Annotated in this window: 19 protein-coding genes; 18 read left to right on the top strand and 1 reads right to left on the bottom strand. The window is 62.2% G+C overall.

The window, feature by feature from the left end; translation table 11 throughout:
• Nucleotides 1–52 precede the first annotated feature (52 nt).
• A complete protein-coding gene (locus tag BLT42_RS12350; RefSeq protein ID WP_233342462.1) occupies nt 53–331 on the top strand; it encodes a transposase in 279 nt (92 codons plus the stop codon).
• A 4-nt stretch (nt 332–335) separates the two neighbouring features.
• Here BLT42_RS12350 and BLT42_RS12345 read toward each other — a convergent pair whose 3' ends face one another.
• A complete protein-coding gene (locus tag BLT42_RS12345; RefSeq protein ID WP_091771239.1) occupies nt 336–926 on the bottom strand; it encodes a hypothetical protein in 591 nt (196 codons plus the stop codon).
• Nucleotides 927–1,006: 80 nt separating this feature from the next.
• On the opposite strand from BLT42_RS12345, the gene BLT42_RS12340 reads away from it, so the two are divergent.
• From BLT42_RS12340 to BLT42_RS12260, 17 genes are all read left to right on the top strand, one after another.
• Nucleotides 1,007–1,483, top strand: a complete 477-nt coding sequence (locus tag BLT42_RS12340) for a universal stress protein (RefSeq protein WP_091771237.1) — start codon at nt 1,007–1,009, stop codon at nt 1,481–1,483.
• Nucleotides 1,484–1,551: 68 nt separating this feature from the next.
• On the top strand, nt 1,552–2,115 hold the full coding sequence (locus tag BLT42_RS15335) for a NifU family protein (protein WP_091771235.1): 564 nt from the start codon (nt 1,552–1,554) through the stop codon (nt 2,113–2,115).
• Nucleotides 2,116–2,224: 109 nt separating this feature from the next.
• Entirely contained in the window at nt 2,225–2,854 is a 630-nt protein-coding gene (locus tag BLT42_RS12330) for a malonic semialdehyde reductase (RefSeq protein ID WP_091771233.1), read from the top strand.
• A 9-nt stretch (nt 2,855–2,863) separates the two neighbouring features.
• On the top strand, nt 2,864–3,505 hold the full coding sequence (tsaB, locus tag BLT42_RS12325) for a tRNA (adenosine(37)-N6)-threonylcarbamoyltransferase complex dimerization subunit type 1 TsaB (RefSeq protein WP_091771231.1): 642 nt from the start codon (nt 2,864–2,866) through the stop codon (nt 3,503–3,505).
• A gap of 44 nt (nt 3,506–3,549) precedes the next feature.
• A complete protein-coding gene (locus BLT42_RS12320) occupies nt 3,550–3,993 on the top strand; it encodes a GNAT family N-acetyltransferase (protein WP_233342471.1) in 444 nt (147 codons plus the stop codon).
• 9 nt (nt 3,994–4,002) lie between these two features.
• On the top strand, nt 4,003–4,422 hold the full coding sequence (locus tag BLT42_RS12315) for a Fur family transcriptional regulator (RefSeq protein ID WP_091771227.1): 420 nt from the start codon (nt 4,003–4,005) through the stop codon (nt 4,420–4,422).
• A 21-nt stretch (nt 4,423–4,443) separates the two neighbouring features.
• Entirely contained in the window at nt 4,444–5,697 is a 1,254-nt protein-coding gene (locus tag BLT42_RS12310) for a TCR/Tet family MFS transporter (RefSeq protein ID WP_091771225.1), read from the top strand.
• Between the two features lie 107 nt (nt 5,698–5,804).
• Nucleotides 5,805–7,175: a tRNA (N6-isopentenyl adenosine(37)-C2)-methylthiotransferase MiaB gene (miaB, locus tag BLT42_RS12305; RefSeq protein WP_091771224.1), complete on the top strand. Its 1,371-nt coding sequence runs from the start codon at nt 5,805–5,807 to the stop codon at nt 7,173–7,175.
• Nucleotides 7,176–7,270: 95 nt separating this feature from the next.
• The gene (locus BLT42_RS12300) at nt 7,271–8,203 is read left to right on the top strand and encodes a PhoH family protein (RefSeq protein ID WP_407657307.1); all 933 of its coding nucleotides are present in this window, start codon (nt 7,271–7,273) and stop codon (nt 8,201–8,203) included.
• Nucleotides 8,200–8,682, top strand: coding sequence for an rRNA maturation RNase YbeY (gene ybeY, locus BLT42_RS12295; protein ID WP_091771220.1), 483 nt, complete (start codon nt 8,200–8,202; stop codon nt 8,680–8,682). Before BLT42_RS12300 ends, ybeY begins: the two co-directional genes overlap by 4 nt.
• Nucleotides 8,675–9,574, top strand: coding sequence for a transporter associated domain-containing protein (locus BLT42_RS12290; protein ID WP_091771218.1), 900 nt, complete (start codon nt 8,675–8,677; stop codon nt 9,572–9,574). The genes ybeY and BLT42_RS12290 overlap by 8 nt, the downstream gene beginning before the upstream one ends.
• Nucleotides 9,571–11,187, top strand: coding sequence for an apolipoprotein N-acyltransferase (gene lnt / locus BLT42_RS12285; RefSeq protein WP_143024138.1), 1,617 nt, complete (start codon nt 9,571–9,573; stop codon nt 11,185–11,187). The genes BLT42_RS12290 and lnt overlap by 4 nt, the downstream gene beginning before the upstream one ends.
• 79 nt (nt 11,188–11,266) lie before the next feature.
• A complete protein-coding gene (locus BLT42_RS12280) occupies nt 11,267–11,689 on the top strand; it encodes a helix-turn-helix domain-containing protein (protein ID WP_091771214.1) in 423 nt (140 codons plus the stop codon).
• Between the two features lie 43 nt (nt 11,690–11,732).
• The gene (gene trmB, locus BLT42_RS12275; protein WP_091771212.1) at nt 11,733–12,458 is read left to right on the top strand and encodes a tRNA (guanosine(46)-N7)-methyltransferase TrmB; all 726 of its coding nucleotides are present in this window, start codon (nt 11,733–11,735) and stop codon (nt 12,456–12,458) included.
• A gap of 94 nt (nt 12,459–12,552) precedes the next feature.
• On the top strand, nt 12,553–13,086 hold the full coding sequence (gene rimP, locus BLT42_RS12270; protein WP_091771210.1) for a ribosome maturation factor RimP: 534 nt from the start codon (nt 12,553–12,555) through the stop codon (nt 13,084–13,086).
• A 31-nt stretch (nt 13,087–13,117) separates the two neighbouring features.
• Complete coding sequence (gene nusA / locus BLT42_RS12265; protein ID WP_091771209.1) at nt 13,118–14,836, top strand: transcription termination factor NusA; 1,719 nt, start codon at nt 13,118–13,120, stop codon at nt 14,834–14,836.
• Nucleotides 14,793–15,437: an RNA-binding protein gene (locus tag BLT42_RS12260; RefSeq protein WP_407657306.1), complete on the top strand. Its 645-nt coding sequence runs from the start codon at nt 14,793–14,795 to the stop codon at nt 15,435–15,437. The genes nusA and BLT42_RS12260 overlap by 44 nt, the downstream gene beginning before the upstream one ends.
• Nucleotides 15,438–15,461 lie beyond the last annotated feature (24 nt).

Raw genomic sequence — 15,461 nt, 5'->3', positions numbered from 1 at the left:
CTCGGACAAAACGATTGCGCCCCAACTCCTCGGTGCCTTGCCGCCCGGATGTGTGATCGCCGACCGAGGTTATGACAGCATGGCGCTCGTGAATTTTGTCCGGGACCGCGGCGGCGAGGCGCATATCCCCACCCAGAGCCGGGTTCGCATCCAGCGCAGCGTCCCTCCGAGCCTTTACCGTCAGCGCAATCTGGTCGAGCGCTTCTTCTGCAAACTCAAACAGTTCCGCCGCATCGCCACACGCTTCGAAAAACACGCCGACAATTTCATGGCCGCCCTCGCGCTCGCCTCAGCCCGAATTTGGATGCGCGCAATTGAGTCCACGCCCTAGCGCTTCAGCCTGCGTCCGTGCGGGTTGAAGGGGCAGGCTCCAGTGGTTTTGCCAGCGCATAGCGGTCGGGATCATAGAGTTTGGGTGCGCGCGGCCAGAACACGCGCATCAGCCATGCACCGCCCAGTACGCCGGGAAGGAAGAACAGGCCGACGGCGTTCTCCTGCAGAAGGAAGAGCCAGGCAAAGCCCGCCAGGCAGGCCGTGCCCGCCACGCCCCCGACCGTGAACAGGGTCCACATGAAGCCGGGTTTGGCGCCCTCAAGGAATTGAATTGCATCGCGGTATGGTGTCAGCGCCCGGTGCAGGCCAACCAGAAGTTCGCGAAACGTGTCCGCCTTCAATTCCCAGGCACCCGGGCGTACCCAGCTCATAGACCCGAAGACGAGTTCATTGCCGAGCGCGTCCTCAACCCGGCACACCACCTGGCTCGATGGACCGGCCATTTCGACATTCAGCCGGACCGAGCGAATGTCGGCAAAGGCCAAGGTTTGCGCCGCCTCGCTGCGGTCATTCGCCTGTATCAGCGCTGCATCACTCAAGCGTGTCGTGCGCAGGCCGCTGGCCGCATTGCGCCGGTCTTCATGTTGAATCATGGCGGATCGCACCCTTGTTCCACACGCCCTGGAAACCAAATACTGGACGAGACCGGTTGAACTCGCCAAACTCCGAGACAATGTCAAATCGCACCCGAAAATTTCTCACGATCGCCGATGAAAGCCCCGAGTGCCGCAAGGCGCTCTATTTCGCCGCGCGTCGTGCCCACACACTTGGTGCCAAGGTGGCCATTCTCGCGACCTACCAGACCGGTGATTTCAATCACTGGATCGGGGTTGCCGAGACCGCCAAGCGCGAGGCCGAAGTGGCTGCCGAAGCCCTGCTGGAATCCCTGGCCGAGGACGCCGAAGCCGTCACGGGCGAGCGGCCCGAACTGGTGCTGAGGGAGGGCGAGCGCCGCGCCGTTCTGGCCCAGGTGCTCGAGGACGACCCTCTGATCTCGTTTCTGGTTCTCGGTGCCTCGGTTTCGAGCGAAGGTCCCGGCCCGCTTGTGATGGCGCTGGCCCGGGGCAAGGGCTTGTTCAGCGGCCGCGCCGTTCCGGTGACGGTGGTGCCCGGTGATATGGAAAACTCCGAAATCGACGCCATGTCCTGATAACCCTGTCCATGAAGGGGTTGAACCTTGTCCGATTCAGCGCCAATTGAGGGACAAGGAGATGCCCGATGTTCATCCAGACTGAAGCCACGCCCAATCCGAATACGCTGAAATTCCTGCCCGGCCGCGAGATATCTCCCGGCGGACCGCATGAATTCGAGAATGCAGACGCCGCCGAGGCCTCGCCGCTGGCGGCCGATCTCTTCCTGATCCAGGGTGTGACGGGCGTATTTCTCGGTGAGGATTTCATCGCCATCACCAAGGATGGTGCGGTCGAGTGGGATCATGTCAAACCCTTCCTGCTGGGTGCCATCATGGACGGGCTGCAATCGGGCCGGCCGATTCTCGGCGACGCGGAAACCGAGAGCGGGCATGCCGCCTATGCCGGCGATGACGGCGAGATCGTCAAGGAAATCATCGAGCTGATCGATACGCGCGTGCGTCCTGCGGTAGCCCAGGATGGCGGCGATATCCTGTTTCATTCATTTCTCGCCGAGAGCGGTACGGTGCGACTGAAGATGCGCGGTGCCTGTTCCGGTTGCCCGTCCTCGACGATGACGTTGAAGGCCGGGATCGAGAATCTCCTCAAGCACTACATCCCGGAAATCCAGTCCGTCGAAGCGGTCGCCTGACGACTGCGTCCGGGACGAAGCAAGTCTTTTTCCAGATCGGCATATTAAAATTGGTTCCTGGCCTGTTTATGTCTGCCGCAACATCAATTCATTCTGCGGAGGCCGAAACATGGCAGGCGAAGTGACCAGCAAACCGACCCACAACACCGTCATCAATGAAGACGCGATCGCGCAGGTCTTTCTCGACGCGCGCACCTATAATGACTTCGAGGACACCCCGATCCCTGAAGCGACGCTGAAGCGTTTGTACGACATCACGAAAATGGGCCCGACCAGCGCGAACAACTCGCCGGCCCGCTTTGTCTTCGTGCAGTCCGACGCTGCCAAGGCGCGCCTCAAGCCGTTCCTGGCCGAAGGCAATGTCGAGAAGTCGATGAAAGCCCCGGTGACAGTCATTTTCGCCTGGGACGAGAAGTATTATGACAAGATTCCCCAGTTGATGCCGCATAATCCGGGCGCCCGCGAATGGTTCACCGGCCCCGGCGCCGAGCTCAATGGCCGCCGCAATTCCGTGCTGCAGGCCGGGTATTTCCTGCTGGCAGCGCGCGCGCTGGGCCTCGATACCGGACCTATGACCGGTTTCGATGCAGCCGGGGTTGATGGCGAATTCTTTGCCGGAAATCCGGCCACTGAAAACTGGAAGTCGGACATCCTGATCAATCTCGGGATCGGGACGACAAAGAACCTCTTCCCGCGTCTGCCGCGTCTGAGCTTCGACGAGGCCGCGCAAATCATCTAAACCGCTTGCATGGCTTTGTTGGCGATCGATACGACCGGTTCAGATTGCTCCGTGGCGCTGCGCGTCGCGGGGCAGCCGGACCTGTGTCGCAGCGACCCGATCGGGCGCGGCCATGCTGAATACCTCGCCCCCATGATTGCCGGCATGTTGGAAGAGGCGGGGCTGCAAGCCGCCCAGCTGACACGGATCGGGGTAATGACGGGCCCCGGCAGTTTTGCCGGCAGCCGCGTTGGCGTGGCTTTCGCCCGCGGCCTTGCCCTGGCAACCGGTGCGCAGGCGGTCGGGATCGGCAATCTGGCGGTTCTGGCTCAGGCCGCGGGAATTTCCGGCCCGCTGGCCGTGCTGCATGATGCCAAACGCGGCGATGTCATTCTTCAGGTGTGGACGGGAGGCGTTGCGACGAGCGCCGAATTATTGCCGGTCGCCGAGGTGGCAGCCCGCATCAGGGAGTTGGCCGGTGATGCCGGACATCTGGCAGGCAGCGGCGCAGCGCTGATCGATCTGCCGCAATTTACCGATCTCGCCCTGACGACCATCGATTTGCCGGCCCTTCTGGATCTGGCCGAAGCTGCCGATGCGGCGCAGGCGCCGCCTCTGCCTTTCTATGCACGCCCGCCGGATGCGAAACTGCCCGGAGGCCGTCAGCCTTGAGCACGATACGGGTCGAGCGAACCGGGCCGGACTCGGCCGGCAGGATGGCGCAAGTCCATTCGCTCTGTTTTCAGCCCTTCTGGTCCGAAGGTGAAATCGCCGCGATGATGCATATGCCCACGACGGTCGGTCTGCTCGCGTGGTGTGGTGACGCTATTGTGGGCATGGCCCTGTACCGGGTCGCGGCTGATGAGGCCGAGCTCCTGACGATCGGCGTCGTGCCTGCCCATCGGGGCCAGGGAGCCGGCGCTCAAATTCTCGCCTGTGGCGAAGCGGAAGCCGCGGCGCGCGGTGCGGCGCGGTTGTTTCTGGAAGTTTCGACGCTCAACAGTTCGGCGAAATCATTGTATCTAAGGACGGGTTACAGCCAGATCGGGCAGCGGCGGGCCTATTACCCCGATGGCAGCGACGCTCTGGTTCTTGAAAAAGCACTGAGCGGAGATGGACAGCGCAGCGGTTCACAGCCTATCACTCCATTCAGCGAATAGGGGAATCACATGCCGGATCGGATCGAGAAACTTTGTGTCGACAAGGGTCTGCGGATGACCGATCAACGCCGGGTGATTGCCCGCGTCCTGTCGGACTCCGAGGATCATCCCGATGCCGAGGAGCTTCACCGTCGCGCCGCCGCGGAAGATCCGAGGATATCCCTGGCGACCGTCTATCGGACTGTGCGCCTGTTTGAAGAAGCCGGTATTATCGAGCGCCATGATTTCCGCGATGGACGTTCGCGCTACGAAGAAGTCGGCGACGAGCATCATGACCATCTGATCGATCTGAAATCGGGTGAGGTGATTGAATTCGTCAATGAGGAGATCGAGCGACTGCAGGAAGCGGTCGCGCGCAAGCTGGGCTACAAGCTTGTCGATCACCGCATGGAGTTATACGGCGTACCGCTCAAGAGCGCCGGGGAGTAGGCGCCCGATCGAGGAGCGCTCATGTCCGCACGCCCACCCGGCAAGCACGCCTTCGTCTTCATTTTCATCACCGTTCTGATCGACATGATCGGATTTGGCATCATCATTCCGGTGATGCCGCAATTGATCATGGAGCTCACCGGTCAGCCCATTGAGAGCGCCGCGGTGATGGGCGGGCTGCTGATGGGCGTCTTCGCGTTCACGCAATTCATTTTTGCCCCGATTATTGGCGGGTTGAGCGACCGTTATGGCCGCCGGCGTATCCTCCTGTTTGCGATGGCCGGATTTACGATCGACTATCTGATCATGGGCACGGCGACGACCTTTGCCGTGCTGTTTCTGGGCCGCATGATGTCGGGCGTATTTGGCGCCACCTATACGACGGCGAATGCCTATATCGCTGATATTACGGATGCCAAGGACCGTGCCGGGCGTTTCGGAATGATGGGCGCGGCCTTTGGTCTGGGCTTCATTCTGGGGCCCGTGGTGGGCGGTCTGCTCGGGGAAATCGACCCGCGCTATCCATTCTTTGCCGCGGCCGCCCTGGCCGGGATCAATGTGATCTATGGCTATTTCATCCTGCCCGAAACCCTGAGCCCGGAGAACCGCCGGCCTTTCAATATCCGGCGCGCCAATCCGTTCGGGTCGCTGCTCCAGATGCGTCAGTACCCGGTCGTTTTTGCCATGCTGACGGCAGCATTTCTCTTCTTCCTGGGGCATGCCGCCTTCCCGGCATTGTGGACTTATTTCTCGACCTTGCGCTTTGACTGGACGCCGCGCGATATCGGCTTGTCGCTGATGGCGGTCGGGTTGGCGTCGGCCATTGTCCAGGGTGGTCTGACCCGGATTATCGTCGCCAGAATCGGCGAGTGGCGGGCTTACGGGATCGGCTTTTCGATCGCGGCCCTGGCCTATGTTGGCTATGGTTTTGTCAGCGAAGTCTGGATCTTCTATGTCATCATGGCCTTCGGTTCCTTTGCCGGAATCGGTGGTCCGGCGATGCAGTCGATCTGTACCCGGCTGGTGCCGGCCAACAGCCAGGGCGAGTTGCAGGGCGCGATGTCGAGCCTGCAGAGCCTGTCGATGGTAATCGGTCCGCTAACCTTGCCCTTGGTCTTCCGTTACTTCACCACTGACTCAGCGCCCGTCTACCTTCCGGGTGCTGCATTCCTGCTGGCCGCCATCTTGACGGTCCTGGCCCTGATTGTCGGTCTGTCATCGCGCAGCCAGGATGTCACAACCCTCACCAAACCGGTCCCGGCCGAGGCGGAGTGAAGCGGCAGGTCTTGCTTTGAGAGACAGTTTCGCCCATAACGCGCGGCTTCCCCGGCATGGACCGGAGTGCCAACAAGTCGACCGGTCGCGGTTGCCCCAGAGTGACGATGAGCTCGACGCGTAAACGTCTTTATATCAAGACCTATGGTTGCCAGATGAATGTCTATGATTCCGAAAGGATGAAGGACGTTCTGACGCCGCTTGGCTATGAGACGTCCGAGGAGGCCGAGGGCTCCGATCTCGTCATCATCAATACCTGCCATATTCGCGAGAAGGCGGCGGAGAAGCTGTATTCCGATCTCGGTCGCCTGCGCCCCTTCAAGGACGCCAAGGCCGATCATGGCGGCATGACGATCGCGGTGGCCGGCTGTGTCGCCCAGGCCGAGGGTGCCGAGATCATGCGCCGGGCGCCGACGGTCGATCTCGTGGTCGGACCGCAAAGCTATCACAAGCTTCCCGAGCTGATTGCCCGCGCCCACCGGGCTCGCGGCGAAGCGCTCGACACGGAATTCGAGGTCGAGGACAAGTTCGACCAATTGCCGACCGAGCGGCATGTCGAGGGCTATTCGGCCTTCGTGACTGTGCAGGAAGGTTGCGACAAATTCTGCACCTTCTGCGTCGTGCCCTATACGCGCGGCGCTGAATGGTCGCGGCCGGTTGACCAGCTGGTCGACGAGATCCGCCGCCTCGCCGCCAAGGGCGTGCGCGAGATCACCCTGCTGGGCCAGAATGTGAACGCCTATCATGGCGCCCCGCCCGCGGGACGTGAGGCCGACGGCCCCTGGGGGCTGGGCCAGCTGCTGCGCCATATTGCCCTGATCGGCGGGATTGAGCGCGTGCGCTATCTGACCAGTCATCCGCGCGATATGGATGAGGCGCTGATTGCCGCCCATCGCGATGAATTCAAGATCATGCCTTATCTGCACCTGCCGATTCAGAGCGGGTCGGACAAGATTCTCAAGGCGATGAATCGCCAGCACACCTATGCCGAATATGCCGAACTGATAGCGCGCATGCGCGAGGTGCGGCCCGATATCGCGATCTCCGGTGATTTCATTGTCGGTTTCCCGGGCGAAACCGATGCCGACTTCGAGGATACGATGCGTTGCGTCCGCGAAATCGGCTATGCCAGCGCCTTCTCGTTCAAGTATTCGCGCCGTCCGGGCACGCCCGGTGCGGCAATGCCGAACCAGATCGATGAGGACGTGAAGACGACGCGTCTGCACGCCCTGCAGGCCCTGCTCGACGAACAGCAGACGGATTTCAACCGCTCTCAGATCGGCCGCACCCTGCCGGTGCTGTTCGAGAAGGCGGGCCGGCTTCCGGGGCAATTGCATGGCCGCAGCCCCTATCTGCAATCGGTGCATGTCGACGGTCCGGCCGAACTGATCGGACGCATCGGCCAGGTCGAGATCGAGGCCGCGTCGCGCAATTCATTGTCGGGCCGGCTGGTGGGCGCGGAGCGAGACGTCGCGTGAGCCCGGTCAAGCCTCCATCGAAGACACGCTCTGCCAAACCGCGCCGGGAAGTCTCCGAAGGTCTGCACTTCGACGATGTTGAGCGCCTGCGCGCCATGGTGGGCGCGGGCGACCGCTTCCTGATCCTGATCGAGGAAGAGCTTGGCGTTCGCTTGAGTGCGCCCGGTGGCGGCCAGATCGTGATCGCGGCCGGCGACCCGCAGGCGCGTGATGATGCCAAGCGCGTCCTCAAGGGCCTTTATGCCAGCCTCGCGCATGGTCTGACCTGCGACGAGGCGACGGTACGCGCTGCCTTGCGCATGCTTGATGGCGGCGATCTTCCGACCCAGCCCGATGACGGCGTCATCCGCGTGCCGCGCGGCGCCAGCCTGATCGCCCGCACCGAGGGCCAGCGTGCCTATGTTCGCGCGCTGAAGAATGAAAAAGCCTATGACCTGATCTTCGGTGTCGGCCCGGCCGGTACCGGCAAAACCCTGCTGGCGGTCGCCTATGGCGCCTCCATGCTGGTCCAGCGCAAGTTCGAGAAACTCATCATCACCCGCCCGGCTGTCGAGGCCGGCGAGAAGCTTGGTTTTCTGCCTGGTGATCTCAATGAGAAGGTCGACCCCTATCTCCTGCCGGTCTGGGACGCGCTGGCCGATACGCTGGGGCGCGCCGAGCTGGAACGCATGCGCGCCGATGGCCGTATCGAGGTGGCGCCGATCGCCTTCATGCGCGGACGCACGCTCAATCGCGCCTTTGTCATCGTCGACGAGGCCCAGAATACCTCACGGGCCCAGATGCAGATGGTGCTGACCCGGCTCGGAGAGGGCTCACGCATGGCGGTCACCGGTGACCCAAGCCAGTGTGACCTGTTGCCGCGCGATCCGTCCGGCCTGCCGCATGCGCTTGAAATCCTGGCCGAGACCAAGGGTGTCGCGGCGATCCGCTTTACCCGCGCCGATGTCGTACGCCATGATCTCGTGGCCCGCATTGTCGCGGCCTATGAAGATGATCTGAACAAGCGGGGCGGAGCCCGGACGTCATGAATGCTGTTGATGTCATCGTTGAAGACGAGGCCTGGGACGCCATCGAGGGCAAGACCCGGCTGGTCGAACAGGCCATTGCCGCCGCCGGCGCGGAAATCAGTGACGCCCTGCCCGGCGTGATCGCCGTTTTGCTGACCGATGACGCGGCCATGGCCGACCTCAATACCCGTTTTCGCCAGAAGTCGGGGCCGACGAATGTGCTCTCCTTTCCGGCATCCGAGCATACCGCCAACCATCTGGGCGATATCGCGCTGGCGTCCGGCGTGGTCATCAGCGAGGCGCGCGAGCGCTCGCTTCGCCTGGCCGATCACCTGCGTCATTTGATCGTGCATGGATTCCTGCACCTTCAGGGTTATGATCACCTCGAAGATGACGAGGCCCTGGTTATGGAATCGATAGAGCGCCGGGCATTGGCCCGGCTCGGGGTTGCCGACCCCTATCTCGAGACAACAGGCGGCGGGACAGAAGCCGATGAGTAGTGCGGACGATAGTTCCGAAACAGATACCCGGTCCTGGTTCGGGCGTATTTTTGGTGGACCGGATGATATCAAGGAATCGGCGCCCCCGGCTGCGCCCGTCAAACCGGCATCGCCAGCCGCTTTTGCGATTGATCCCGATGCGCTCGAGAATTTGCGCGTCATCGATGTCATGGTTCCGCGCGCTGATATTGTCGGCGTCGAGGTTTCAACGCCGCTCGGTGAGCTGGCGCATGCCTTTGCCAAGGCTGCCCATTCGCGGCTGCCGGTCTATCGGGAAACCCTCGATGACCCGATCGGCGTTGTGCATATCAAGGATCTGATCGTTCATCTCGCGCCCAATGAAGCGGGCGTACGCGAGGCGGGCTGGGCCGACCTGCAGGTCTTGCCGGCGATCACGCGGCCCTTGCTGTTCGCCCCGCCCTCGATGCGCGCCACTGATCTTTTGCGCCGCATGCAGGGGCGCCGTATGCACTTGGCCCTGGTCGTCGATGAATATGGCGGAACCGATGGCCTGGTGACGTTTGAAGATCTGATCGAACCGATCGTCGGTGATATCGAAGACGAACATGATGACGAGGATGCCCCGGCGATCCGCGCCCGCGGACCGGGTGTCTGGGATGTCGAGGCCCGTGCCGAGATCGACGCTTTTGAAGAAGTCGTTGGCGAGGAAATCGCCGGTCCCGACGAGGATGAGGATGTTGACAGCCTCGGCGGTCTCGTCTTCACCCTGACCGGCCGGGTTCCCGAGCGCGGCGAGGTGATCCGGCACCCCAAGGGCTATGAATTCGAGGTGCTGGAGGCTGACCCGCGCCGTATCAAGCGGATGCGCGTCAGGGCGACGCACTGGACCCATGCCACCGCTGCCGCGGATGAGGGGGTCGACCCGTCTTGACCCGCCATGCCTGGTACTCGCCCGGGCGATTGCGTACGCGGATCGCCGCCGCCAGCGGATGGCGACTGGCCTTGCTCCTGTTTACCGGTGGGGCCTTGTCCGCCCTGGCGATGGCGCCGGTCTTTGCCTGGCCGATCCTGATTGCCACCCTGGCGCTGTTGTTGTGGACCGTTGATGGCGCGCGCCGGCGTCCCAAACCGCTGCGCGCGGCCTTCCTTCGCGGCTTCCTGTTCGGGTTTGGCTATTTTCTGGCGGGCATGTTCTGGCTCGCCTATGCCTTCATCAATCGCGGGCCGGAATACATACCCCTGATACCCTTCGCCGTGCCGGCGCTGGCGGCATTGCTCGCCGCCTTCTGGGGCGGTGCCATGGTCGCCTATGCCCTGTTGGCGCAGCGCTCGGAATGGCGGGTGCTGGTGTTTGCGGTTTGTATCGCCGTGTTTGAATGGCTGCGCGGGCACATGTTTGGTGGTTTGCCGTGGAACCTTCCCGCCTATGCCTGGCCGGCCGGAGGGGCGATCAGCCAGACCGCATCATGGTTTGGCGTCTATGGCTTGACCCTGCTCACGATTCTGACGCTAGTATCGCCGGCGGTGGCGGTCGGCCCGGTCTTCAATCTGAAGCGGACGATGCCGGCCATGGGCGGTATCGCGATCCTGTTGATCATGTTCACCTTCGGCGCCCTGCGTCTGCAACAGCCAGAGCCTGGCCTGGAGCCGGGTGTGCGCTTCCGGATCGTGCAATCCGCGCTCACCCAGGGCGAAAAGTGGAGCGCGAACGGCGCCTTGCTGGCCCGGGACCGGTATCTCGACCTGACCGCATCGCCGGGACTCGACGAAGTCACGCACGTCCTGTGGCCCGAGGGCGCCTTGCCGATCTACATGCTCGAAGACGGGGCGACCCTGAGCCTGATTGGCGAAATCTTTGCCGATGACCAAGTCTTGATGGCCGGCATCAGCCGGCGGGTCGTGGGGCAGGAAGACGAGACTTATTACAATTCCCTGGCGGTCTTGCGCTATCACAGCGGCACGCCGCGCATTGTCGGGCTTTACGACAAGGTCTTGCTGGCACCATTTGGCGAAAGCATTCCCTTCTCCGGCCTGTTGTCGGCGATCGGCTTTGCCGAGTTTGCGCGCCTGCAATACACGCCCGGCGCCGGGCCCTTCGTGATGGACCTGCCGGGCGCGCCGCCGGTCATGCCGCTGATTTGCTATGAGGGGATTTTCCCCGGTTTCGTGCGCGCTGGCGCGCCGCGGCCCGCCTGGCTGTTCAATCTGTCGAATGATGCCTGGTTCGGCGAAACCAGTGGGCCGCGCCAACATGTCAATCAGGCGCGCTATCGCTCGATCGAGACGGGTCTGCCGATGATCCGCTCTGCATCGAGGGGCGTTTCCGGTGTGATTGATGCGTTCGGACGTATGCCGGTGGCGATTCTGCCCGGCAGTGACGGTGCCCATGATGTCGATTTGCCGCGTCCGATTGGCGCCCCGCTTTATGCCTTCTGGGGCGACTGGTTGTTCTGGATTATCAGCGGCCTCGTGATTGCAGGCATCATTCTACAGCGACGTAAAGTGGTAGGGAGATATTTAAAAATTCCGACGCTGAACAGATAGTGATGATGCCGCGCGGCCCAGCTCATGCTAGTTATTGTCTGCGATCCACGGGCGTCTGGCCCGCAAAAGAGGTAAATTCATGCAGAAGGTAAACCCCCGCATTCCCAATCCGGTTGATATGCATGTGGGGTCAAGAATTCGACTACGCCGCCAGCTGATGAAAATGAGTCAGGAAAAACTCGGCGATGAGCTGGGTGTGACCTTCCAGCAGGTCCAGAAATACGAGCGCGGTGCCAACCGCGTTGGTGCGAGCCGGCTTTACCGGCTTTCCCGGGTGCTTGAAGTCCCGGTTCAGTTCTTCTTTGAAGACCTGGCGGACAAGCCCGTCGTTTCCGGCATGGCTGAAGGTGACCAGACCCCGGTTGTCTATAATTTCATCCAGAGTTCTGATGGTGTGTCGCTCGCCGAAGCCTTTTCAAGGATCAGCGATGCGAAGGTCCGCCGGCGCGTGCTTGAACTTGTGCGCACCCTGGCCGCCGAGCAGGACGAGTCCGCGCACTGACGTTGCGCGTGCAGGCGGCGAAACAATTCGCTATGTCGTGCGCATGACTGACCAACTCAACGCTTCCGGGGACTTCCGGCTGTTTGGACGCGCCAAGGGCAAGCCGCTCTCGGCGCGCCAGCAGGCGCTTGTCGATGATTTCCTGCCGACGATCGATCTGCCACCGGACGGGGTGATTGATCCTGCCGGTCTGGCCGCAGGCAAGGCAGCGCATATTCTCGAGATCGGCTTTGGCAGCGGTGAGCATCTTGTGGCCCAGGCCGCGGCACATCCGCAAAATCTCTATATCGGGATCGAGCCCTTCCTCAATGGTGTCGCCAAGACCCTGGCCGGGGTTGATGATGGCGGTCTGCAGAATGTCCGCCTGCACCGCGGTGATGCGCGCGATGTGCTGCCGCGTTTCGCCGACGGGGTTTTCGATCGCATCTTCCTGCTTTTCCCTGATCCATGGCACAAGAAGCGCCACGCCAAGCGTCGTTTCATCCAACAATCATCGCGCGATGATTTCGCCCGCATTCTCAAGCCGGGCGGGCAATTGCGCATTGCCACCGATGTGAAGTCCTATGCCGATCATGTGATGGTGGAATTTGCCGGCGATGATCGCTTCGAATGGACCGCCAACAGCGCCGGGGACTGGCGCCTGCCGCCGGCTGATCATGTCCGCACGCGCTATGAGACCAAGAATCTCGGCGATTGCGCGCCGGTCTTCATGGATTTCATTTGCCGCTCGGGCGCTCCCTTGCCAAGCGGCCCCAAGGCGGCTATATAGCGCCCATACACAAGTTCGATCGCATTGGATGATGCTATCGAGCGGTCGCCTAACGGCGGCCGCTCTTTTTGTTACTGAAGACGGAGCCGCCGGCTTGAAGACGAAGACACCACAGGATATCCGCATTCTGAATCTGGCCGAGCCGGTTGCAGCCGAGCTCGGGCTGGAGATTGTCCGCGTACGTGTCCTGTCCGGAAAGCGCGCCCGCCTGCAAATCATGGCTGATCGCCCCGATAATGCCATTGACGTCGAAGATTGCGCGCGCCTCTCGCGCGGCATTTCCGGTGCCCTGGAGACCGAGGATCCGATTTCCGGAGAATTCGATCTTGAGGTATCATCGCCGGGTATCGACCGGCCCTTGACCACGCTGCCGCATTTCGCGCGCTGGGAGGGCAATGAGGCCAAGATCGAGCTGGACCGCCTGGCTGATGGCCGCAAGCGTTTCAGAGGTATTCTCGCCGGTGTCGAAGGGGAAAATGTCCTGCTCGACGCGGATGGCGAAGAGGACACCACGCTGATCCCGTTTGACTGGATCACCGATGCCAAGCTGGTTTTGACGGACGCCTTGATCGAGGCGAATTTGAAAGCGCGCGCCGAGGCGCCCGCGACGACCGAAGGAGACGAATGATGTCGCAGTCCATCGTAACGGGGAACTTCCGATGAGCATTGGTGTCAGCGCCAACAGGCTTGAATTGCTGCAGATCGCGCGTGCCGTAGCGGCCGAAAAGTCGATCAGCGAATCGATCGTGATCGAGGCGATTGAAGAAGCGATTCAAAAGGCAGCCAAGTCTCGCTATGGCGCCGAAAACGACATCCGGGCCAAGATTGACCCGAAGACCGGCGAATTGTCGCTGACCCGTTGCATGACGGTCGCCGAAGAAGTCGAGAATGACAGCCAGGAAATTTCCCTCGTTGAGGCCCGCAAGATCGACAAGACCGCCGAAATCGGCACCGTCTTTTCTGATGAGCTGCCTCCGATCGAATTCGGCCGTGTCGCCTCGCAGACCGCCAAACAGGTCATCACGCAGAAAGTGCGTGAAGCCGAGCGGGCGCGTCAGTTCGAGGAATACAAGGACCGTGTCGGCGAGATCATCAATGGCATCGTCAAGCGTGTTGAATATGGCAATGTGATCATGGATCTCGGCCGCGCCGAGGGCATTATCCGCCGCGCCGACGGCATCCCGCGCGAAAACCTGCAGACCAATGAGCGCGTGCGGGCCTATATCTATGACGTGCGCGAGGAAATCCGCGGACCGCAGATCTTCCTGTCGCGCGCGCATCCGGACTTCATGGCTGCCCTGTTCGCGCAGGAAGTGCCGGAAGTCTATGAAGGCATTATCGAGATCTCGGCCGTTGCCCGCGATCCCGGCAGCCGGGCCAAGATCGCCGTCATCTCCAATGACGCCTCGATCGACCCGGTCGGTGCCTGTGTCGGTATGCGCGGTTCGCGCGTCCAGGCCGTGGTTTCTGAGCTGGCCGGCGAGAAGATCGATATCATCCCCTGGTCCGATGATCCGGCGACCTTTATCGTCAACGCGCTGCAGCCGGCCGAAGTGTCCAAGGTCGTCCTCGATGAGGAAGACCGCCGCATCGAAGTCGTTGTGCCTGACGAGCAGCTTTCGCTCGCCATTGGCCGTCGCGGCCAGAATGTGCGCCTCGCCTCGCAGCTGACCGGCTGGTCGATCGACATCCTCACCGAGGCAGAAGAATCCGAACGCCGCCAGCGCGAATTCGCCGAACGGACCGCCCTGTTTACCGGTGCGCTGGACGTCGACGAGGTTATCGCCCAGCTGCTGGCGACCGAAGGCTTCACCGACGTGTCGGAGATCGCCTATGTCGGTCTTGGCGAAATTGCTGCCATTGAAGGCTTTGACGACGATACGGCTGAAGAGATCCAGGCGCGTGCCCGTGATTATCTCGAGCGTCTCGCCGGCGAACAGGATGCCAAGCGCAAGGAACTCGGTGTCGAGGACGCCCTGCTTGAGGTCGAGGGTATTGATCTGCCCATGGCCGTCGCGCTCGGCGAAAACGACGTCAAGACAGTCGAGGATCTGGCCGGTCTCGTGACCGACGATCTGCGCGGCTGGTTTGAAAGCGTCAATGGCGAACGCGTGCGTCAGCCTGGCGTGCTGGAGAGTTTCGAGCTCTCCGCCGATGATGCCGAAATGCTGATCATGCGCGCCCGCGTTGTTGCAGGCTGGATCTCCGAGGAGGACCTGCCGGTGCGCGAAGTCGAGGAAGTCGAGGATGAAGATCCTGACGCCCATGTCTTCGACGTTGAGAATATGGATCTGGCGGAGCTGGAAGCCGAGGCCGCAGCATTGGGCCTCGACCTTGACGCAGCTGACGCCGACGAGGAGGAACAGAAGGCTGAGTAATCCGAAGGCGGCGACACAGGCGATCCGGGAGAAGCGTTGCATCGCTTCCGGAGAGGTCAAGGACGAGGCGGAGCTCATCCGTCTCGTGATTGGCCCGGGAGACGAAGTCTTCCCTGACATCGCCGCCAAATTGCCCGGCCGAGGCATATGGGTCAGTGCTGATCGCACGGCAGTCGAGACCGCAGCCCGCAAGGGCTTGTTCAACCGGTCCGCCGGTCGAGCGGTCAAGGTGCCCGACGGGCTGGCCGATATGATCGAGGCGCAATTGACGGCACGCGCGCTGAGCCTTCTCGGCCTGGCGCGGCGGGCCGGCGAGGTGGCGCTCGGATTTGACGCGGCGCGTATCGCTCTGAAGGCCGGACGACCGGCCTGGCGGATCGAGGCGATTGACGGGGCCGAGGACGGGCGTACCAAGCTCGACCGTCTGACCCAGGCCGCCTGGGGCGATATTCCGGTTGCCGGTGGTTTTACCGCCGAGCAATTGGGCGAGGCGCTGGGACGCGGCTCGGTCGTGCATGGAGTGCTTACCGGTGGTTCGCAGGTGCGGGCTTTCGGGGTGACAATGGGGAAGCTCCAGGGCTTCCGGCCGCCGGCTTCCTGAACCGGAAGCTGCGGCGCGTGCCGC

This window comes from Maricaulis salignorans (assembly GCF_900103475.1).
Lineage (GTDB): Bacteria > Pseudomonadota > Alphaproteobacteria > Caulobacterales > Maricaulaceae > Maricaulis > Maricaulis salignorans.
Note: the sequence above shows the minus strand (reverse complement) of the source record. Positions and strands in the feature narration are given on the sequence as shown.